The sequence below is a fragment of the Microcoleus sp. Pol7_A1 genome (assembly GCF_036701085.1).
Lineage (GTDB): Bacteria > Cyanobacteriota > Cyanobacteriia > Cyanobacteriales > Microcoleaceae > Microcoleus > Microcoleus asticus.
Window position 1 is genome coordinate 25,461 of the sequence record NZ_JAUBQD010000031.1, and the last position, 20,289, is coordinate 45,749.

15 protein-coding genes and 1 pseudogene are annotated in these 20,289 nt (G+C 45.8%); 10 read left to right on the forward strand and 6 right to left on the reverse strand.

The annotated features are described in order from the left end of the window. Positions 1 to 251 precede the first annotated feature (251 nt). Positions 252 to 998, forward strand: coding sequence for a YHS domain-containing (seleno)protein (locus tag QUA20_RS18015; RefSeq protein WP_333190419.1), 747 nt, complete (start codon positions 252 to 254; stop codon positions 996 to 998). A 338-nt stretch (positions 999 to 1,336) separates the two neighbouring features. Continuing rightward, on the forward strand, positions 1,337 to 2,038 hold the full coding sequence (locus tag QUA20_RS18020; RefSeq protein WP_333190421.1) for a DUF4079 domain-containing protein: 702 nt from the start codon (positions 1,337 to 1,339) through the stop codon (positions 2,036 to 2,038). Between the two features lie 158 nt (positions 2,039 to 2,196). Here QUA20_RS18020 and QUA20_RS18025 read toward each other — a convergent pair whose 3' ends face one another. From QUA20_RS18025 to QUA20_RS18035, 3 genes are all read right to left on the reverse strand, one after another. After that, on the reverse strand, positions 2,197 to 3,075 hold the full coding sequence (locus QUA20_RS18025) for a sugar ABC transporter permease (protein WP_333190422.1): 879 nt from the start codon (positions 3,073 to 3,075) through the stop codon (positions 2,197 to 2,199). A 177-nt stretch (positions 3,076 to 3,252) separates the two neighbouring features. After that, the gene (locus QUA20_RS18030; RefSeq protein ID WP_333190424.1) at positions 3,253 to 4,716 is read right to left on the reverse strand and encodes a CIA30 family protein; all 1,464 of its coding nucleotides are present in this window, start codon (positions 4,714 to 4,716) and stop codon (positions 3,253 to 3,255) included. A 123-nt stretch (positions 4,717 to 4,839) separates the two neighbouring features. Then, entirely contained in the window at positions 4,840 to 7,362 is a 2,523-nt protein-coding gene (locus QUA20_RS18035) for an ATP-binding protein (RefSeq protein WP_333190426.1), read from the reverse strand. A gap of 491 nt (positions 7,363 to 7,853) precedes the next feature. Between QUA20_RS18035 and QUA20_RS18040 the strand changes: the two genes are divergently transcribed. Further along, entirely contained in the window at positions 7,854 to 8,243 is a 390-nt protein-coding gene (locus QUA20_RS18040) for a hypothetical protein (RefSeq protein WP_333190427.1), read from the forward strand. 124 nt (positions 8,244 to 8,367) lie between these two features. Here QUA20_RS18040 and QUA20_RS18045 read toward each other — a convergent pair whose 3' ends face one another. Together QUA20_RS18045 and QUA20_RS18050 are read right to left on the reverse strand one after the other, a co-directional pair. Further along, positions 8,368 to 9,228 (reverse strand): Hpt domain-containing protein, encoded by an 861-nt coding sequence (locus QUA20_RS18045; protein ID WP_172184899.1) that lies wholly within the window; start codon positions 9,226 to 9,228, stop codon positions 8,368 to 8,370. A gap of 177 nt (positions 9,229 to 9,405) precedes the next feature. Further along, complete coding sequence (locus QUA20_RS18050) at positions 9,406 to 10,332, reverse strand: DMT family transporter (protein WP_333190430.1); 927 nt, start codon at positions 10,330 to 10,332, stop codon at positions 9,406 to 9,408. Between the two features lie 297 nt (positions 10,333 to 10,629). Between QUA20_RS18050 and QUA20_RS18055 the strand changes: the two genes are divergently transcribed. Both QUA20_RS18055 and QUA20_RS18060 read left to right on the forward strand, forming a co-directional pair. Next, entirely contained in the window at positions 10,630 to 10,869 is a 240-nt protein-coding gene (locus tag QUA20_RS18055; RefSeq protein WP_333190432.1) for a hypothetical protein, read from the forward strand. Beyond that, positions 10,781 to 11,418: pseudogene (locus tag QUA20_RS18060) on the forward strand (SDR family NAD(P)-dependent oxidoreductase). Before QUA20_RS18055 ends, QUA20_RS18060 begins: the two are co-directional and overlap by 89 nt. Positions 11,419 to 11,513: 95 nt before the next feature. Here QUA20_RS18060 and QUA20_RS18065 read toward each other — a convergent pair. After that, on the reverse strand, positions 11,514 to 12,323 hold the full coding sequence (locus QUA20_RS18065; protein ID WP_333190434.1) for a calcium-binding protein: 810 nt from the start codon (positions 12,321 to 12,323) through the stop codon (positions 11,514 to 11,516). A gap of 205 nt (positions 12,324 to 12,528) precedes the next feature. Between QUA20_RS18065 and QUA20_RS18070 the strand changes: the two genes are divergently transcribed. The 5 genes from QUA20_RS18070 (at position 12,529) to QUA20_RS18090 (ending at position 20,248) form a co-directional block, all read left to right on the forward strand. Next, entirely contained in the window at positions 12,529 to 13,509 is a 981-nt protein-coding gene (locus QUA20_RS18070; RefSeq protein ID WP_333190436.1) for an ATP-binding cassette domain-containing protein, read from the forward strand. 79 nt (positions 13,510 to 13,588) lie between these two features. Beyond that, positions 13,589 to 14,377 carry an ABC-2 family transporter protein gene (locus tag QUA20_RS18075; RefSeq protein ID WP_333190438.1) on the forward strand — a complete coding sequence of 263 codons (789 nt, stop codon included), beginning with the start codon at positions 13,589 to 13,591 and terminating at the stop codon, positions 14,375 to 14,377. 445 nt (positions 14,378 to 14,822) lie between these two features. Then, the gene (gene nirB, locus QUA20_RS18080; protein ID WP_333190439.1) at positions 14,823 to 17,387 is read left to right on the forward strand and encodes a nitrite reductase large subunit NirB; all 2,565 of its coding nucleotides are present in this window, start codon (positions 14,823 to 14,825) and stop codon (positions 17,385 to 17,387) included. A 191-nt stretch (positions 17,388 to 17,578) separates the two neighbouring features. Beyond that, positions 17,579 to 17,938 carry a nitrite reductase small subunit NirD gene (gene nirD, locus QUA20_RS18085; RefSeq protein ID WP_333190441.1) on the forward strand — a complete coding sequence of 120 codons (360 nt, stop codon included), beginning with the start codon at positions 17,579 to 17,581 and terminating at the stop codon, positions 17,936 to 17,938. A gap of 216 nt (positions 17,939 to 18,154) precedes the next feature. After that, positions 18,155 to 20,248 carry a HEAT repeat domain-containing protein gene (locus QUA20_RS18090; RefSeq protein ID WP_333190443.1) on the forward strand — a complete coding sequence of 698 codons (2,094 nt, stop codon included), beginning with the start codon at positions 18,155 to 18,157 and terminating at the stop codon, positions 20,246 to 20,248. Positions 20,249 to 20,289 lie beyond the last annotated feature (41 nt).

Sequence of the window (20,289 nt, forward strand, 5' to 3'; positions counted from 1 at the left end):
TAAAGGATAGTCAGGGTTAATCTCCACTCTATAAGAGAATCCTGGCAACTAGATGATGCGTTCCTAATTTCCAGATGAATTTTTGCTGAAGAAATTGGCGTATAAAGTATTCAGAGTTTTATCTCCCATCCATCTCTTCCTCATCTAGCACTCATTTTCTTGAGAGTTAATGCAAATAACCTCAAGTCTTGAGGGAAACACAAAGCCAGCATAATTGCCAAAGAGCAAGAACTCTCAAGCAAACATCTGGCGTGGAATTACTAACAATTTATCGGGAAATTAGACACATGAAAGTAAAATACATTACCACGATCGCCATTGCCACCATTCTAGGCTTGGGAACAACTAATGTTAGCTACGCCAACTTCAAGGCTTCAACAAACTCAAACTCTACAACCGTTTCATCCAAGGTTGCACAATCCAATCCTTGTGCGGGTAAAGCCAATCCTTGCGCGGGTAAAGCCAATCCTTGTGCGGGTAAAGCCAATCCTTGTGCGGGTAAAGCCAATCCTTGTGCTGGTAAAGCCAATCCTTGCGCGGGTAAAGCCAATCCTTGCGCTGGTAAAGCCAATCCTTGCGCTGGTAAAAGCAGCACAACAACCGTTCATCCTCAGTTCTACACTGAAAAAGGTGTGGCTCTTGATGGTCAGGATGTCGTAGCCTATTTCACCCAAAGCAAATTAGTTATGGGAGTTAGCCAGTTTAAACATAATTGGGGTGGAACAACTTGGATGTTTGCTAGTGCAGCAAACCGTGATATGTTTGCTCAAAATCCTGAAAAGTACGCTCCTCAATACGGTGGATATTGCGCCCAGGCTACCAGTGAAGGAAATCTTGTTGTCACCCAGCCTGACGCCTGGAAAATCGTTAATGGGAAGCTTTATCTCAACTACGACAAGAAAGTACAAGCACAGTGGATGGGGGATATCCCTGGTCACATTGCTTTAGCAAACAAAAATTGGCCTGCTATTCTGAATAACAAAGAACTGTTGCGCTAAGCTCAAAGTGATGCAGGCAATTAGTTGCCACTAACCACCACTGACATTACCACCAGCAGTTTTCATTTCCCTGAGAACAAGGTAATTGTAATTGCGTAATTGAGAAAGCTGTACCTCACCCAATTGACGACTGCTATATCTTGTTATCAATCAACATATTCGGTGAGTTACGCTTCATAAAGCGTTTTTGCAGTCAGGACTTCAGTTTTCTCTTGACCGATGAACAATTACTATTAGTCCTGACTACAAAATTACGGTGGTTAGAGCGCCGAATATGATATTATGTATCGCAAAAACCGGGTTGATGAAGCCAACCCTCTTCAAGAAAAAGGTGTTGTATGGAATTTAAAGATTTTCTGGTTTTGCTGCATCCTATTTTAGCTGTAGCGATTGTTTTTCCTATGCTTGGTGTTGTTCTGAATATGGCTTGGCAAACTATGCAGCGTCGGAAGCAAATTGCGATCGACACCAAGAGCAAAATTCCACCTGTTGTGGGTCAAGAACACGTCAAAGCAGGTCGAATTTTGTCAGCTTCTGTGGTAGGAGTGACGTTGTTGGGTCTAGCCTACCCGATTTTTGAGCATATTTTGAGCAAGGATGTTTGGAGCAAAAACTCGTTTCAAGTCATTTTCATTGTGCTGATGTTTGTTGCAACGATCGCCTCTTTGGTGATGCTCTATCGAGCTACACCCGCTTTATGGCGCGGCATATTTGCCACCCTAACAGGTACTGGTCTGGTCATTCTTGGCACTCAAGATGGCGTTTATCGGCTAACCAATGAATGGTATTGGTCTCACTACTACATTGGCATCACCGCTGCGCTAATTATGGTTTTCTCCCTTGCCATCATTCAAGACATTTACAAAGACCGCTCAAATCGCTGGCGCACTATCCATGTGATCTTGAACTCGATCGCTGTGCTGCTCTTTCTTGGACAGGGAATGACCGGAACCAGGGATTTATTACAAATTCCTCTGAACTGGCAGAAACCCTATATTTATAGCTGTGATTTCGCCAATAAGACCTGCCCAAAGCCGTGAGCGATCGCATTACTTCGAGATTCCAGCCTAAAATTAGTAGAAATTAGAGCAATAAACCCGGTTTCTGAATGTAATAAAGTCCTAGGAGCAACAGGAGTGAGAACGAGAAACCGAGTTTATGATGCCCGGAGTGCGTCAGTTCTAATCAGTCATAAATCTTAATCATTGCGAGTCAAACCCTGAAGGCTAACTTGCAAAATCGATAAACCCAAAATTAGCAAAAACAAAACCAGCCCGATCGTACAAGCATAGCCAATTTCCAAATCATTAAAAGCCCGTTCGTAAAGATAATAAACAACAGTCTTAGAACTATTGCGAGGCCCGCCCTGAGTCATAATATAAACTTCTTCAAAAACCTTAGTAGCAGAAATCGCCGAAATTACCGCAACTAAAACTAAATAAGGCTTCATCAGCGGCACAGTAATATCCCAGTGCTTTCCCAAACCATCAGAACCATCAATAGCAGCCGCCTCATAAAGTTCAGCCGGAATAGCTTGCAACCCTGCCAAATAAATCACCATGTAATAGCCCAATCCTTTCCAGATAGTAACTGCCATCACGCTAAAGATTGCTAACTTCGGATTAGCCAGCCAAGAAACAGGAGGTAAACCCAACAATTCCCCCAACTGATTTAGCAGTCCAGTCTCAGCAAACAGCCACTTCCAAGCAATCCCGGCGACAACCATTGAAATCACCGCCGGCGTGTAGTATGCTGCTCGAAACCAGTTCATCCCCTTAAGTTTTTGGTTGCACAAAATCGCCATTCCCAACGGTAGAACAACCAATACAGGCACAACGCAGGTGAGATAAAGCAGCGTATTAGTCAAAGTTTGCCAGAATGTGCGATCGCCCCACAACCTGTAAAAATTCTTTAAACCCACCCACTGCGGCATTTGAGTCAAATCATATTCGTAGTTGGTAAAACTCAAATAAAAAGCTTGCACCGCCGGCCACAAAACAGTCAAACTCAAAATAAATAAAGCAGGTAGCAAAAACAAATAAGGCGTCAAGTAGCGTCGGGAAAAAGTCACAGACATAAATTAGTTATTAGTTATTGGTTATTAGTTATTAGTTATTGGTTATTACTGGTTCCCAGGTCGAGCCTGGGAACCAGTAATCTCGCTTGTCTGCGGAGGCAGACTTCATTTGTGCAGACGCGGTTTAAACCGCCGACTAATAAGGGTAAAAAACTAATCAGCCCCTACAAACAATTGTTATTTAACTCCAGAAAACAAAGCCTGCCAGTCTCCGGGAGAACTGGCATTTTCCCCCTCTTTCACCTCAAAAGTAACGTTGCAAGCTTGCGGTTGTTCCAAAGCCTGCACGCACAATTCTGCAATATCTTCCCGACTGACTTTGCCCTTAATATTGTCTCCTTGCTCGAAGATTAAAGCTTTGCCTCCCGGTTCTTCAGTCAAAGCGCAGGGTCTGACAACAGTATAAGGTATGCCGCTCGATCGCACGCAATCTTCCCCTTTCAACTTCCAAGTCAAAATCCCCCCTAACATATCATTCATCCTGACGGCAGGCGGTTCTTCTTCCAAGTTAATTCCCGGGCGGCCCGGGCGGGTAACTCCTGCCGAACTCACCATCACAAATCGCGGCAAATTCTGTCCGCCATCAGCTTTAATAGATTCTAACTCCAGTTGAAAAATACCAGGTGTAAATTTCGGGTTGAGCGCGCCATCATATTCAAACTTGCTCAACATTAACTGAAAAGAAAAAATACTGCTGGCATCAAATTTCGAGCCATCTTTAACAGTTTTGGCGCGGAATACTGGAATTAACTCATCAAAAGGAACAGTGACAGTAATCCAGATATTGTAAACAGTATCAAACGAATAGCAATAGCCAATTCCATCCCATTTAGCTTCGCTGCGAACAATCAATTTGTAGCGCTTGCCGTCCCCTTTGACGCGCAGTTGGAGGCCGCTAAATCCTGCGAGATTAAGCGGAGGATCGAAGTTGCGGGTACGCACGGAAGCAAAGCCGCCCGAGTTGGCAGTAGAAACATTGCCTGTGAAGATAGCTGTATTGTCTGTAAGTACGATCGAACTTTCGCTCGTGCCACCCATCACGATGTCGTCTAGCGCACCCCAAGTTTCTTTTAAATCTTGGCTGGGTTTTGTGAAGTCAAAAATTGTTTTGTCGCCTGCTTTAATTAGCTGGCGGCGAACAGCTTGCACTAAATTATTGATGCCTTTGTATTCGACTATTTCGGGAACATCCACAACTTCCGGCATATAAAATTTGATGCCTTGGTAGTATTTTTCCCGATTAGGGGTGTCTCCTTCTACTGGTTGAACTTTGGTGCCGGTACAGCAGATAACTGCTTCTACGCCCTCGGTTACTAGCGGTGTTAGCGTCTCTGGGAGAGCGATATCTCCCTCGACTAATTCGACATTTTTGCCGAAAATTTCTGTTGCTCTTTTGGTATCTCTGACGAGGCAGCGTACTTTATATCCCCGCTGTTGCAGCCGCTTGACAACTCGCTTCCCGACGCCGCCGGTGGCACCGGCTACCAGTATCAGTTTGGGTTGGTCTTTTTTACTGTTGCTGCTGCTTCCAAAGAGTTGTTGCAGCCAGCTAATGCTGCCAATGAAGGGAATGACGCCGAAATAAGCCAAGGTTTTGACAAACCTGCCGGCATCCCATTGGGCGGTTTTTTTTTCAGTCATAGTCGCTTCCTCAGAATTGGCTCAAATCTACTTAGCTGCTTTTGTATTTTAATCGCATTTTCGATTTTTGAATTTGGTGGATTCCTTAGCCTTCGGGATAGCTTCGCTAGCGCGGACTTTTTTTCACTTCACAATGGGTTTGGGATGAGTTTGGTTCAAGGGAATCTCAATAATCAACTCCGTTCCCTCTCCGGGGGCTGAAATGCAAGTCAATTTGCCGCCGTGTTGTTCCACCGCAATTTCGTGGCTAATCGTCAAACCTATCCCCGCACCTTTGCCCACCGGTTTTGTGGTAAAAAACGGCTCAAATATTTTCTGGCGAACTGTTTGGGTCATGCCCCAACCGTTGTCCTCGATCCGAACTGCTACCGCTTTTTCTCCCGGACAAACTTCAGTCACGATCCGAATTTGTCCCCACTTGACGGGCTCTTGTTCGCCCCCGTAGTGCGGCGATAAATTCTTGTTGACAAAAGCATCTTCGAGAGCATCAATTGCATTTGCCAGTACATTCATAAATACTTGGTTGATCTGAACTGCGTAACACTCAACCAAAGGCAGACAGCCGTATTCTTTGATGAGATGAATTGAAGGTCGATCGGGCTTCGGTTTGAGTCGGTTGCTCAAAATCAGCAAAGCGCTGTCCAATCCGTCGTGAATGTCAACGGGTTTAATCTCTGCTTCGTCAATTCGAGAGAAGTTTCGCAGCGACTGAACTATCTCGCGGATGCGGTTAGCTCCTACTTTCATTGAACCCAGCAACTTCGGTAAGTCTTCAACTATAAACTCTAATTCAACTGCTTCTATTTGTGCTTGAATTTCTGGCGAAGGCGACGGATATTGCTGGTTGTAAAGCTCCAATAAATTGATCATTTTTTGACTGTATTCGTTGGCATAGCTAAGATTTCCGTATATGAAGTTAATCGGGTTAGTGACTTCATAAGCTACCGCCGACACTAACTGTCCCAAACTAGACATTCTTTCGCTTTGCACCAATTGAGTTTGCGCCCGCTTAAGCTCGGACATCGCTGTTTTTAGATGAGCAGTTTTTTCGCGTTCTCTGGCTACTGATTCTTCTAGTGCTATATTTAATTTTTCGAGTTTGGCTACTTGGCGCAGCACTATATTAATCATTGCTTTTTTCAGTTGCAATGCAGCGTCTATTTCGCATTTTTTCCAAGGCAACGATTTGTACCTTACATTTTCTTTCCACAGCTCAAAGGATTTCCGAGGAGATAGTCTCTGGTTGCCATTTTCCTCTATTTGAACTGGTTTGTTGGGGTTGCCAGCCCAATTTACTGTTTTAATTACTTCCGGGCGAAACCACAAAACATATATTTTCTGAGTCGGTGATATTGCTATGGCTAAACACCCGCTAGCCGTGTCTTTAAATTCCTCAGCTTCTGGATAGCATTTGGTCAGCGAGTCTGTATAAAATATTTCTTTATTTAAATGCTCTTGCACCCACTTAGTTAAGTATTTGAGCGATTCTTTCTGAGGTGTTTTCCCGACTGAATAGCAATTGTCTCCAAATATTATTGCTGCTCCCTGGGCGTTGACTGCTTCCAGCAAATTAGGCTGACATTTAACTAACACTTCTGACAAGTTTTCGGAGGTGGATATGTCTTCAAAAATCTTGGTTTGAATAGATTTTAAGTGTAATTTGTAGTCGTAGTCTTCGTTTCCTTCTTTTGATTGCAGTTCTAAGGACATTACTTGCCCGATAAATTCGCAGGCTGCACGCAATTCATAGTTGAGGTATCTTGGTGTATAGTGGTGGCAAGCAATCAATCCCCACAGTTTTTTGTCTTTGATTAACGAGATTGACATCGAAGCTACAACGCCCATATTTTGCAGGTATTCTATGTGAATGGGTGAAACGCTTCTCAACACGCTGAAACTGAGGTTTTGGGGCTGATTTGTAACAGCATTTTTTCCTGTAACAAGGGGGACTGGTTGATAATTAATATCTGGGATCAACCTCAGCCAATTTAACGAATACAGTTGTCTGGCTTGTTTGGGAATATCTGAACTTGGGTAGTTTAATCCCAAGAAAGGACTCAGCATTTCTGATTTGTCTTCAGCGATTACAGCGCCGTTGCCTTCGTGGTCAAATTGATAGACCATCACTCTATCAAAACCTGATATTTTTCTCACTTCTTCTACAGTTATTTGAGATAATTCCTTGAGATTTGGGGCGCTTTGAATTTTGCTGATAGTGGCTCTCACTGAATGATAAAAACTAAAAACAGAAAGATTTTCTGGGCTGGTGGCTAATTCCAACTCGACCATCAATACTTCTTCTACTCGGTGGAGGATGCAGTCAAATTCTAAATATTTACCTTTGTTTATGACAGATAGTTTAATGGGATTAACGGTTTTTAAGTTTTCATTACACAAACAAAGCTTGAGTTTTTTTAGTTGAACTCGATTGAAGAATAAGCTCAAATTTCGACCGATCGCACTTTCTGCATCTACTCCTAACAAATCTTGCGTATTTTCGCTGGCTTGCAGTATTTCTAGTTGAGGTTCTCGTACAACAAGCAGCACCCCGTGCGGCTGAATGTGTCCCGATAGGTGAATGGGTTCTCTGTCGCAATTTGTCAAGTCAACTTCTTCGAGTGCGGGAATTGTGATTTGTCGATCCATTTTCTTTATTTTCCGCTGTAAAAATTTGAGAGGGTTCTATTGATTAGAGATTTGAGAGCAAATTGGCTTTTCCATAATCTCATATTGTTCGATCGCATAACGGCTCGAAACCTGGAGTGACGCTAGCAATCATCCGAGAATCAGCGAGTCGAAAATGATGGAGTCGAAAATCAGCCTGCCGTTGTATTGCTGTTCGATCGGTGCGGGTATTCTATATATTTTACGATATTTTACGGAGTTGGCTCTTCTATACTATCGATCCCCGATGTTAATTATCGCAGCAATTCTTGCCATTCTTCAAGAAGTTTTAATGATTTTTCACAAATTTAATATTTGTCGTAAAAATTTACCTGCAGGAAAAGGGGCAGAGAAATGAGTCTCCAGAGCGGCCTACTGAGGAAAATATTAAGTTAAAGTAAGGGTGACACGATCTAAAAGTCAAGTCACGTTAAGCTCTTTAAGTATATCCAACAGGCCCGACAATTAGACTAATGCTCGACTTCAATACAGTTACTGAGTTTTCTCATACCTACTGCATAGCTATCTGTGCCTTTTTAGTTCCGGCAAACTTGCTGACTACTTTGCAGACAGCGATTTTCACAGGGCTAAAGCGACCTCGAATGCAAGTTTGGGCGTCTGTGATTGTGGCAAGCCTTTGGGCTACAGCAATGATACTTCACGTTTTTACCTGGTTCGCCATCGGGGTAGTAATGCTTCCGACATATATCTTGCTAGTTATGGCAATTACTTGTCTGGCTATTAATATCTGGGCGATCGCTCATCCTGCAAGCCTGATGCAATTAATTCGACTAGCGGTATCAGTTGTTAGGGGAGCTTTCAGAAAGAAAAAGGATTTACTTATTTGGGAGAGAAGGATTTAGTTATCTAGGAACTCAAAAAGAATTTGGCCGGGGGTAGTGTGAAAGATGTCAGGGAGAATATTGGTTTGAGAAGAAAGTTTTCCCTGGTTCCAAATCTGGGCTCACAGTCCAGATTTTCTACTACTTATTCCGGTTCGCGATCGCGACAATCTTCTGTTTCCGGGCCGCGGGGATGGATCGTGCAGTTGAGCAGGTAGCCACCGTCGCTTCTGCCGTAATAATAGCGGCATCCGGTGCAAATTGCCGGAGGTTCGATCGCCCTTTGGTAAACCGGATAATCTCGATTCGCCAGCAGCGAAAAGTCGCGCTGCGTCTGAACAGTCCCGATAATAGCGCCTGAGAGTTCGACAGCTTGGCGGATGTTTTCGATCCTGCTGTTAAGCGGCAGGTAAATGTCAATATAAAGGCGTATGCCCAAGTCTGCCTGCTCGTGGCGGGTAATAATGCCTCCGAGCAAACCGACGCGCGAGGCAATAGCCGAGGAAAATTCGCCCAGTGAAGTGCAGTAACCGGAGAAAACGTGAATGTGTTCGTCCGTACTAGCTCTGACAGTCACACGAGTGGGAATGAGCACTCTCAGGTAAGCGTCGAGTTCGTCAAAAACCGGTTCCGCGAGGGAGAGCATTTGGTTTGCGTCTTCGTGGTCGATCCCAAAACCCTTGGAAACCTTGGACACGAGCGCTGCTAAAATATCAAAAACTTCGATTAACAGCGATTGCAGCCTGCTATCAACGGCGATCGGACATTCTCGGAGCAGTTTTAAATAATCCTCCAAGCGATGGGCAATTCGCTGAATGCTGCTAAATCCCAGCATAGCGGCTCCCTCTTTAATCGACTGCGAGGCTCGGATCAGGTGGTGTATCCTTTGGGGGGGAGCTGCCACGGTGTTTTGCAGGCCCTGCAAGCCTTGTTCGATGATTTGGATGTATTCTGTGGCTTCATCGAGAAAGTAGCCGATGATGCGCTGTAGTTGTTCTGGCAGCATAATTTTATTCTCCGAAAGACCCCCGAGTATCATTAGTCATTAGTTATTAGTCATTACTCAGACATTTGATAGTTTGGAAGCGATATTTAAATGATGAGTTATTTTTGTTTTTAAGGCCTAATCAGTTTTATTCTGACTCACGGCCACTGTACTGGCAATGTTGAAAAATGTTAACTCTTAACTGTTGACTGTGATTTTTTTGGCTCCGACGGTAGCGGTTGCTACCCCCAACAGCAGCACCGCAGCACCTGCGAGTACCGTCGGCCCCGGCACTTCCCCAAAGAGCAAATAACCCAAACAACTCGCCCCAACCGGTTCAAACAAGATCGCAAGAGTTACCAGAGTTGGGGAAATTTGCACTACGGCCCAGTTCAAAATGGTGTGGCCGACTAATTGAGGCAAGGCGGCCGTTAACAAAATATAAAAATATACAATGTGCGAATAATTAGTATAACTGGTGCCGAAGGCGAGGGGGAGAGGCAGCAGGACGATCGCAGCAACAGTATAGGCGATCGCGATATAGCCACCAATTCCCAGTCCCCGCCGCTGAGCTTCCCGGCCCAGCAGCAAATACAAGCTGACGGCCCAGGAACCGGCCAGAGCGAGGAAATCGCCCAGCAGTTGGCTGCTGCCGGCATTGGCTGCGCCCGCACTTCCAAGGGCGATCGCCATTCCCCCACCAAGCGCTATAGTAATGCCAACGATCGACATTTTGCTGAGTTTTTCCCCGAACCAGAAGCGCGACAAAAGCGCTACCCAGACAGGATTAGTGGTGACGAGGGCAGTTGATGCGGCGATCGAAGTATAAGAAAGTGAGGTTATCCAAAGGGCAAAGTGCAGGGCGAGACACAAACCCGCAGCAGCAGCATAGCGCCGAGCTCCCGTTTGCAGGGCGTTCCACTGAATTTTCGGCCAAGCCGGAAGCAGAATTAAAGCAGATAAACTCAGGCGAGAGGCGGCGAGTACCAGACTGAAACCGAAGCCGTCCGCCCCTGCTGAAATGTTCGCCAGCCGAATTAAGATTGAGGAAGTTGAGACGGCTAAAACGCCGATAATTAACACTAGGGCGATCGACCAATTCGGCGGTTGTTTCGGAAGATTCATTTTTTAGGCATTGGGCATTGGGCATTGGGCATTGGGCATTGGGAAAATTTACAAAGCAATTTTCGCACAAATTATGAATATTTTCTATTCTCTTCTTTTCCTCTCCTCTTCTCTCTTCCTTCGCGCCTTCGGGGTTCGTTAAAAAAGCCCGATCGCGTATTATTAAAAATTGGTTTAATTAAGAAAAACTATCTATATAGAGTGAGCCAAAAAGCACCTTACCTCTGTTAGAGTTTCAAGAGCGCAGGAAACGATTTTCCCACTTAAAATTTATAACTATCTATAGATCCTACAGTTTTGATTGCAGGCGCTTCTCAAGGAAGCGGCAAAGCAACAGCAATTTTATTTGCAAGTAAAGGTTACGATGTGGTGATGGTGACCCGCCAGCCAGAGAGATTGGCAGCAAACAGCGGGTCAAGTGCAGCGAGAAGGCACTTCCGCTGTTGCTATTGGGGGGGATGTTGGCGACATTCAACAAGTGCGCGCGATCGTCCAAAAAGCCCTATATACTTGCGGCAGTATCGATGTTTTGGTTAACAATTCTGGCATTTGTCTCGCGGGGCGATCGAGCAAACTACCTCTGAAGACTGGCAGCAATTAATGAATACCAATTTTTGGGGCTGCATTAACACAATTCAAGAAATTTTGCCACATTATTTTCTGGAACGAAAAACAGGGACAATAGTCAATGTGGGTTCCATTGGCGGCAAAATGCCTTTGCCTCAAATGACTGCTTATTGCGCCAGCAAATATGCAGTAACCGGTTTAACAGAAACTTTGCGATTGGAATTAGCGCCTCAAGGTATTCACGTTGGCGCCGTGCATCCGGGCTTGATTAACAGCGATTTTTTAGAAAGAGCTCTATTTCGCGATCGAGACGAGCCCGCAGTCGAATTGCGCCGCCAGAAAATGAGCCAAATGCTAAAATCTGACTGGGCAAATCAGCCGGAAGATATTGCTCAAGCTATCTGGGATGCTGTAAAAAATCAGCGTGCAGAAGTTACCGTCGGCCCTGCTTTTTTGGCGTCGGAAGCTTATCGGTTGTTCCCCGGTTTGATGCAGTGGGCAATGGAAAAGGGCAACTGAAGAACAGACAAGATGCCTGTTCCACAAAAACTGAGTTTTTTTTGTGGAACGGGCATCTTGCCCGTTTTTGAGAGATAATTAATCAACTAGCTGCTTCAAAGCAAAGAATTAGCATTAATAAAACGGTCGTTTAAATCGGCTGGGGTCACGTTCAACACAGTCCCCAACAAAGCATTAGTAAAACCGAATCTAATATTAGTAGCTTCTACGCGGCCATTGCCATCGGGATCGAGACTTCGCTGCGAGATCCCGCCCTTGGCTAACAAACTCGTTCCTCCCGATATATTTGCAGGATCTATCAGCAGCAGTCTCGGATCGTTCAAGCTATAACTTACCTCTTCTAAAGAGATATTGCTGCTCGTAAATGCCACGCTAATTCCAATCGAATCGCTAGATTTATCAAAATCCACAATTACCGCGTCAGGAACTTCTATTCCAGCTACTCTGCTTCCCGCTTGATCGACTCGAACAACAAAGACATCGCTCCCCCCACCACCTTGGTAAATATCCACCTCTCTGTCGCCAATTAAAGTATCGCTGCCTTCACCGCCAACTAACAAATCAACACCTTGTCCACCGCGCAGCAAATCATTTCCCGCACCGCCATCAAGGAAATCGCTATTTCTATCTCCTGTCAAGAAATCCTCGCCAGTTTCTCCTAACACATCGTCATCATCTTTGCCACCGTAAATAGAATCACTGCCGACACCACCTAACAGACTGTCTTTACCATCGTTGCCGAAAATCCGTTCTGCATCTGACGATCCCCTGACAGTATCATTGCCGCCCAGCATCCAAACTCCCCCAGGAAAACTAGCAAGTTGTCCTGGTGCCAGTGTAATATTTTCAGAAGAATTGTCTCCTACCAAACGAGAGATGTCTGAATTATCTGGGGTGAGTACCATAGTTGTATAGTTGTAAAGTTTGTGCGATGCGATCGTGGATATTTTGCAATATTCTACAGCTTAGTACGGTGTGCCAGAACACAGTTACTTTATCTGAGCGATCGAGCAATCGCTGGCGCACCCTACTAGACAGCTCTATGGATTCATCTTGGCACAAGCCTGATGGAAGTATCCTAGATTAAAATAAAAGTTAAAATTTGAGCCGATGCCAATTATCTTAGTTGAAGACTTGAGCAAAGTTTATCCGGTAGCGATTAAAGAACCGGGACTTAAAGGAACAGTGCGGCACTTTTTTAACCGCACTTACCGCAATGTCAAAGCAGTTGAGGGCGTTTCTTTCAGTATTGAACCTGGGGAAGTGGTGGGATTTCTCGGCGCTAACGGTGCGGGCAAAACTACTACGCTGAAAATGCTGACTGGTTTGATTTATCCGTCTGTTGGTACTGTGAGAGTGTGCGATCGTACTCCTTTCCGTCGCGAAGCAGATTTTCTCCAAAGAATCACGTTAGTGATGGGCCAGAAACAGCAGTTAATTTGGGATTTACCCGTGCTTGACTCTCTGCGAATCAATGCCGCTGTCTACGGCATTCCCGATAAAGATTATCGGCGGCGAGTCGGAGAATTGACAGAGATGCTGTCGTTAGAAGGCAAGTTAAATCAGGCGGTGCGCAAGCTTTCTTTAGGCGAACGCATGAAAGCTGAATTGATGGCGGCGCTGCTGCACCAGCCGGAGGTATTATTTTTAGATGAACCGACTTTAGGTTTGGATATAAACGCACAGTTTAGCGTCAGGCAATTTCTGCGAGAATATAACGATCGCTATCAAGCAACGGTGCTGTTGACGAGCCACTACATGGCTGACATTACTGCTTTGTGCAAGCGCGTTTTGTTAATCCATGAAGGTCAATTAGTTTATGATGGCAGTTTGGACGGATTGCTCGACAGGTTTGCACCTTATCGAGAAGTTCAGGTAGAATTAGCCCATCCGCTGGCAAAAGATAGCGCTTTTGGTTACGGAGAGGTAGAATCAATTGAGGGAAACTCAGTACGTTTTTTGGTCAAAAGGGAAGAGCTGACGGTGAGCGTGGCGAAGATTTTGGCGGATTTGGACGTGATAGATTTGACTGTTACCGATCCGCCAATTGAAGAGGTAATAGGTCGAGTTTTTCGCACGGGAAAAGTGTAGCATAATTCACGCATAAATTATATTTGTAGGGTGCGCAATGCGCACCTTAATGTTGACCCATTAAAAAACTAAGATTGACATGAAACGATTCATCAAAATTTCTAAAACTTTGCTAGTTACCTACTACGCTTATATGCTCGAATACCGGGCAGAATTGTTGTTGTGGGCGCTGTCGGGAGCTTTGCCATTTATCTTGATGGGTGTCTGGATGCAGGCGGCCGAAACTGGTCAATTTGGGCTGAAGGCGATCGACTTTGCCCGTTATTTTTTAGCCACTTTCATTGTCAGGCAAATAAATGTAGTTTGGGTAATTTGGGAGTTTGAAAAGGAAGTAGTGCAAGGCAGGCTATCTAATAGATTGTTGCAGCCTCTCGATCCCGTATGGCACCACTTTGTATCTCACGTTTCCGAAAGGTTTGCGAGGCTGCCGTTTGTATTCGGATTGGTGCTGCTGTTTTTTGCACTTTACCCGCAGGCTTTTTGGCTGCCGAGTTTGGGCAGGTTTTTGCTGTTTTTGTTGGTTGTCGTCTTGGCTTTTTGCTTGCGGTTCCTGATACAGTATACCTTTGCGCTGTTTGCTTTTTGGCTGGAAAGGGCAAGCGCGATCGAACAATTTTGGCAGTTGATGTACCTGTTTTTATCGGGAGTTATCGCGCCGCTAGAAGTGTTTCCCGCACCCGTGCGCGAAGTAGTTTTGTGGACGCCGTTTCCTTATTTGATTCATTTTCCCGCTTCCATCTTGATCGGATTACCCGTAGATGTGGGCCGCGGTTTGTTGATGATGCTGGGTTGGGGTGCGGTGTTTTTTGTGTGGAATCGCTGGCTTTGGCGGCAGGGTTTGAAGCAGTATTCGGGCATGGGAGCTTAAATAATAATTAAAAATTAGAAAACTGTAAGCTGCGTCACAGTAAGATGTTAATCGTTTTGTCAAAAACACTTACTTGACGCACCCTACTTAACTGCGGAGTAAATCTAAAATCTAAAATCTAAAATCTAAAATCTAAAATCTAAAATCGACTGACGCACCTTACTTAACTGCGGAGTAAATCTAAAATCTAAAATCTAAAATCTAAAATCGACTGACACACCTACTTCACTGTGGAGTAAATCTAAAATCTAAAATCTAAAATCTAAAATCTAAAATCGACTGGCGCACCTACTTAAGCCGATCGCAGAGATCATGCAAAAATGCAATCGAGAGTATTCGACAATTGCATAAACATCCATTTTTTGTATCTCTAATTACAAAATTTTACCGTCAAGTCTTATATTAATAAACCCAACGACTGATAAACGGGATAAAAGAGATTCTAATGACAGCCAAAAAAAACCTCATTGTAATCGGCAATGGCATGGTAGGTCACAAGTTCCTAGAGTTAATGGTCAACTCAGATGCTGCCAAACACTGGAATTTAATTACTTTCTGTGAAGAACCGCGCGTTGCTTACGATCGCGTAAACCTCAGCGGATTTTTTTCTGGCAAAACAGCGGGAGATTTATCTCTAGTTGCACCAGGATTTTATCACACAAATGACATAAAGCTTCACATCGGCGACAAAGCAGTAGCCATCAATCGGGAACAGAAAACAGTCTCTTCAGCCAATGGTTTAGAAGTTCCCTACGACAAAATTGTTCTCGCGACCGGTTCCTATCCATTTGTACCGCCCATTAAAGGCAAAGACGCTACAGGGACTTTTGTTTACCGGACAATTGACGACCTGGAGTCGATGTCAGATTACGCTAAAAATTGCAAAATTGGCGTAGTAATTGGCGGCGGTTTGTTAGGTCTAGAATGTGCTAACGCTATCCAAAATATGGGCTTAAAAACTCACGTTGTTGAGTTTGCATCGCGGCTGATGCCCGTGCAAGTTGACGAAATTGGCGGTGCGATTCTCCGCAGCAAAATAGAAGAGTTGGGAGTTTCGGTTCACACCAGCAAATCTACAACAGAAATTGTTAGCGAAGATGGCAAAGTTACTAAAATGCTGTTTGCTGACGGTTCGGAATTAGCAACAGATATGATTGTCTTTTCTGCTGGCATTCGCCCCCGCGACGAAATTGCCAGAAGTTGCGGTATAGAAGTAGGAGAACGCGGTGGCATAGTCATAAATGATAGCTGCCAAACCTCCGATCCTGACATTTATGCGATCGGAGAATGCGCGCTTTATCAAAATCGTATCTACGGCTTAGTTGCGCCTGGGTATACAATGGCAAGCGTAGCGGCAGATATTTTGAGCCGTGCAGCGGATGACGGGCAAGATGCCCGTCCCACAAGCAATTTTACAGGTGCGGATATGTCCACTAAACTCAAACTTTTGGGAGTGGATGTTGCTAGTTTTGGAGATGCTTTTGCTAAGTCCGCAGATGCTAAAGAAATTGTTGTTGCTGACACTTTCCAAGGCATTTACAAAAAATTAGTTTTAAATCAAGACGGCAGCCGCATTTTAGGCGGAATTCTCGTAGGAGATGCCTCAGCTTACGGCACTTTGCTGCAATTCATGCAAAATGAAATTGCTCTGCCGCCGCATCCTGAAGATTTGTTAATGCCACCGCGATCGGGCGGAGCATCTACTGGCTTGGGTGTGGACAGTTTGCCGGATTCGGCTCAAATTTGTTCTTGCAATAATGTCAGTAAAGGGCAGATTTGTGAAGCGATTCGCGATCGCAATTTAACTGATGTCCCCAGCGTCAAAAAATGCACTCAAGCTGGTACGGGCTGCGGCGGCTGCGTGCCTTTGGTGACGGATATCTTCAAGTCGGAGATGAAAAAAGCTGGCTTCACCGTCAAAAATCATCTCTGCGAACATTTTGAATATTCCCGTCAAGAATTGTACCATTTAGTACGCTCTCAAGAGATTAAAACCTTTGAAGAGTTAATTGAAAGACACGGCAAAGGTAAGGGTTGCGAAATTTGCAAGCCTGCTGTTGGTTCGATGCTGGCTTCTACTTGGAATGACCATATTTTAGAGAAGTCTCACGTCGGTTTGCAAGATACGAACGATTACTTTTTGGCAAACATTCAGCGAGACGGTACTTATTCGGTGGTGCCGCGAATACCGGGGGGAGAAATTACGCCGGATAAGTTGATTGTTTTGGGGGAAGTTGCTAAGGAGTTTGGGCTTTATACTAAGATTACTGGCGGACAACGGATTGATTTGTTTGGAGCTCGGGTGGATCAATTGCCCCATATTTGGCGTCGGTTGATCGATGCGGGATTTGAGTCGGGACACGCTTACGGTAAGGCTCTGCGTACTGTAAAATCTTGTGTGGGTAGCACTTGGTGCCGCTTTGGGGTGCAGGATTCAACGAGTTTGGCGATCGAAGTTGAATTGCGGTATCGCGGTTTGCGATCGCCCCACAAGCTCAAATCTGCTGTCTCTGGCTGCACTCGCGAATGCGCGGAAGCTCAAAGCAAGGATTTTGGGATAATTGCGACGGAGAATGGTTGGAATTTGTATGTGTGCGGCAACGGCGGCATTAAGCCGCAGCACGCGGTTTTGCTGGCGACGGATATCGATAAGGAAACTTTGATTAAGTATATCGATCGATTCTTGGTTTTCTACATCCGCACGGCAGACAGATTGGAACGCACTGCTACTTGGTTTAACAAGCTTGAGGGCGGAATTGAATACTTAAAACAGGTGATTATTGAGGATTCTCTGGGCATTTGTGCTGAGCTGGAAGGGCAAATGGAACATTTAGTGAATACTTATCAATGTGAGTGGAAAACGACGATTGAAGACCCGCAAAAGGTGCAGCGGTTCCAGCATTTTGTGAATTCCGATTTGCCCGATCCCAGTATTGTTCGTGTTGCGGAACGGGGACAAACGCGGCCTCCTTACGAATATGAAAAGGCTCTGGCTGGAGTTTCGGAATAACCCCTCCCCAGCCCTGCCCTTGAATCAGGAGAGGGAGCAAGATTTAATCTCGTTTAATCTCGTTCCCAGGCTCTGCCGGGGAATGAATTCCCGGAGGCTCTGCCTCCTCGATCCGTCAGGCAAAGCCTCGAAACCTACGTTCCCAGCCGGAGATTGGGAACGAGATTAAAGTAAATTAACAAGAAAAGAAGATGGTTCAATCATTACAAGTTTCGGATACTGTGACTACTTGGATAGATGTGTGTTCTCTGGATGCGATCGCCCCGAATACGGGAGTTTGCGCTTTAGTTGCAGGGGAACAAGTGGCAGTTTTCCGAGTGGGAAACGGGGATGAAGTTTATGCGCTTAGCAATTACGACCCGTTTAGCAAAGCTTTTGTGTTGTCGCGGGGACTTGTGGGCGATCGCAGCGGCACTTTGAAAGTTGCTTCTCCGATTTACAAGCAGAATTTTAGCTTGGCTACGGGTCAGTGTTTGGACGATGAAACGGTAAAAATTCCGACTTTTACGGTTCGGGTGGCAGCAGATCGCGTCCAAGTAGCTGTTAGCTAGATTGCGCTGCTCAATTTTTAGCTCGCCATCCGCCAATACCTAACATTCCTGTGGGTAGGGGCGGATTTTGCATTAGGATGCGACCGAGCAAGTAGTTTTGGTATAAAATGGAGTCGATCGGCGACCTACTCCAGGAAAGCTTAAGAAACTCTAAACTAATACTGGATCTGGTTTCGGATTTTTAATGCAAACAAACTCGATGGGCAGGATATCGGTATGTTCTTAAAAAAACTTGTTTCCGAAAATAATCCCCAGACAGTGGCAGAGTTAATCCACGCGCAACTCAAAATCGGTCTACTGACTTGGAGCGAACTCAACACACAAGTTTTCTGCCAGCACTGGCGGGACGAATCTTTGCACGAAGTTCTGAGAGAAATTGCAGCCAAGCTCGACAAAGAAACAGCCAGCGAAATTATAGAATATTTGACAGCTCAAAACGGTCAAGAAGAAAAATTTATTAATTTGTTTTTAGCAGCGCAATGCCTGTTAAAAGTTAAAAATGGCGTTAAAAAAACAACAGAAAAAAAACTGTTAAAGGCCTTAAAAAAGTTATCGCAATACGGCACGGGTTTCCTGATTCTTTATCAAAGCGCTCAAGAATGGCAGGAAACTTATCAAATTCGCGATCGATCGATCGCCGCGATCGCCCAAACTTGGAAAAACGACCCGCAAACCCTGCCTTGGCTGAAAATACTCGCTCACTCCAGCGACTGCGGCGAAGTCCGGGCCACAGCAGTCAAAGCAATAGCCCGCGGTTGGCCAGACCAGCCAGAAATTTACCTGATGCTCAAAAACCTCGCCCAATCCGATCGAAGCTGGGCAGTGCGATCGACCTGTGTGCGAGAAATGGCTTGTGGTTGGCCAGACACGAGCGATACCTTGCCGCTGCTAACGGCCTTGGCTCAGTTCGATCAAAGTCCCGCAGTCCGCACCGCAGCACTCGAACAGTTGGCCTCTAATTGGCCCGATCGCACCGATACCTTACTGTTGCTGAGAACCGCCGCCGAATACGACGAAAATTTGGGAGTGCGAGTCGCAGCGTGGCAAGAAATAGCCAGACGTTGGCACAGCGTTTTAGGCACGGCGTCCCTGCTCCAAAACCTTGCCCAGACAGGAAGTTCTATCCTGCGAACAGTAGCGGTGCGGGAGTTGGCAGCGGGCTGGCCCGCGGCGGCAGACGTTTGCCTGCTGCTGAAAACCCTAGCCGAATCCGACAGCAGCAAAGAAGTGCGGACAGCAGCCTTAGAAGAATTAGCCTCGCACTGGCCCGGCGAACCAGACATTTACCCGCTGCTCAAAAATCTCGCCGAGTCCGACGAGAGTTCCAGCGTCCGGCGGTCAGCAGTGGAAGCAATTGCCTCTGGCTGGCCCTTGAACCCCGAAACTCTAACTTTTTTGAAAAATATAGCATTGAGCGATCGCGACAGCGAACTGCGCGAAATAGCCCTGCAACAAATAGCCGCAGGTTGGCCCGACCACCCAGAAACCCTGCCCCTGCTGCAAAAAATTGCTGACTCTGACGATTATTGGACTGTGCGGCAAGTAGTAGTGGAAGCTGTCGCCGCACTGCCGTCAGCAAGTCTCGAAGTCTTTGCCTGGTTGCAAAATCTCGCCGAGTCAGACAGACACCTGAACGTCCGAGAAACTGCCGTGGAAGAGATAGCAAGACGCTGGTCTCACCGGGGCGAGACGCTGCCTTTCCTCAAAAGCCTGGTCGAGTCGGAGCAAGATTCTCACTTGCTGAGCGTGCTGGTGCGGGAAATAGCGCGGCGATGGCTAGACGAGCCGGAAACCTTGCCGTGGTTGAAAATTCAGCTTGATTCTGGGGAAGCGCTGGTGCGGCAAGCTGCGGTGCAGGAAGTCGCTCGCAACTGGCTTTCGGGTGCTGAAACTTGGAGGATGCTGGAGGCTAAAGCACAGGACGATGAGAGTCCCGCTGTCAGGCAAATCGCTTTGCAAAAGTTAGCCCGGGGGTCGACAAATCAGTCTCAAACTTTCGAGTGGCTGAAAATTAGAGCTCAAGAGGATGAAGATTCGCAGGTGCGGGCGATCGCCCTGGTAGAGTTAATGCGGGGATGGAAAGACGAGCCGGGAATGTTTGAGTTTTTGCGCGATCGAGCTTTGAGCGATGTTGACAATCAAAACGGTTCTTTTCCTTACAATCCCAGGTTTACAGCACTCGAAGCGATTATTGAACATTATCCCGAAAATCCGGGAGTTGTGCCGTTGTTGCGATCGCTTGCAGTCTCCGACACCGACGAGCAAGTGCGGTCCTTAGCGGGTCGCCACCTGCGCAGCCAAGACTGGTAAACAGAAACAATCCTTTAGACATTTCCGAAAATTAATTGTGA

Coding starts and splice junctions, on each gene's coding strand:
- QUA20_RS18025 (WP_333190422.1), bottom strand. CDS start 3,075: ATGTCTGTGACTTTTTCCCGACGCTACTTGACGCCTTATTTGTTTTTG.
- QUA20_RS18090 (WP_333190443.1), top strand. CDS start 18,155: ATGTTCTTAAAAAAACTTGTTTCCGAAAATAATCCCCAGACAGTGGCA.
- QUA20_RS18035 (WP_333190426.1), bottom strand. CDS start 7,362: ATGGATCGACAAATCACAATTCCCGCACTCGAAGAAGTTGACTTGACA.
- QUA20_RS18020 (WP_333190421.1), top strand. CDS start 1,337: ATGGAATTTAAAGATTTTCTGGTTTTGCTGCATCCTATTTTAGCTGTA.
- QUA20_RS18050 (WP_333190430.1), bottom strand. CDS start 10,332: ATGAATCTTCCGAAACAACCGCCGAATTGGTCGATCGCCCTAGTGTTA.
- QUA20_RS18070 (WP_333190436.1), top strand. CDS start 12,529: ATGCCAATTATCTTAGTTGAAGACTTGAGCAAAGTTTATCCGGTAGCG.
- QUA20_RS18065 (WP_333190434.1), bottom strand. CDS start 12,323: ATGGTACTCACCCCAGATAATTCAGACATCTCTCGTTTGGTAGGAGAC.
- QUA20_RS18075 (WP_333190438.1), top strand. CDS start 13,589: ATGAAACGATTCATCAAAATTTCTAAAACTTTGCTAGTTACCTACTAC.
- nirD (WP_333190441.1), top strand. CDS start 17,579: ATGGTTCAATCATTACAAGTTTCGGATACTGTGACTACTTGGATAGAT.
- nirB (WP_333190439.1), top strand. CDS start 14,823: ATGACAGCCAAAAAAAACCTCATTGTAATCGGCAATGGCATGGTAGGT.
- QUA20_RS18040 (WP_333190427.1), top strand. CDS start 7,854: ATGCTCGACTTCAATACAGTTACTGAGTTTTCTCATACCTACTGCATA.
- QUA20_RS18030 (WP_333190424.1), bottom strand. CDS start 4,716: ATGACTGAAAAAAAAACCGCCCAATGGGATGCCGGCAGGTTTGTCAAA.
- QUA20_RS18045 (WP_172184899.1), bottom strand. CDS start 9,228: ATGCTGCCAGAACAACTACAGCGCATCATCGGCTACTTTCTCGATGAA.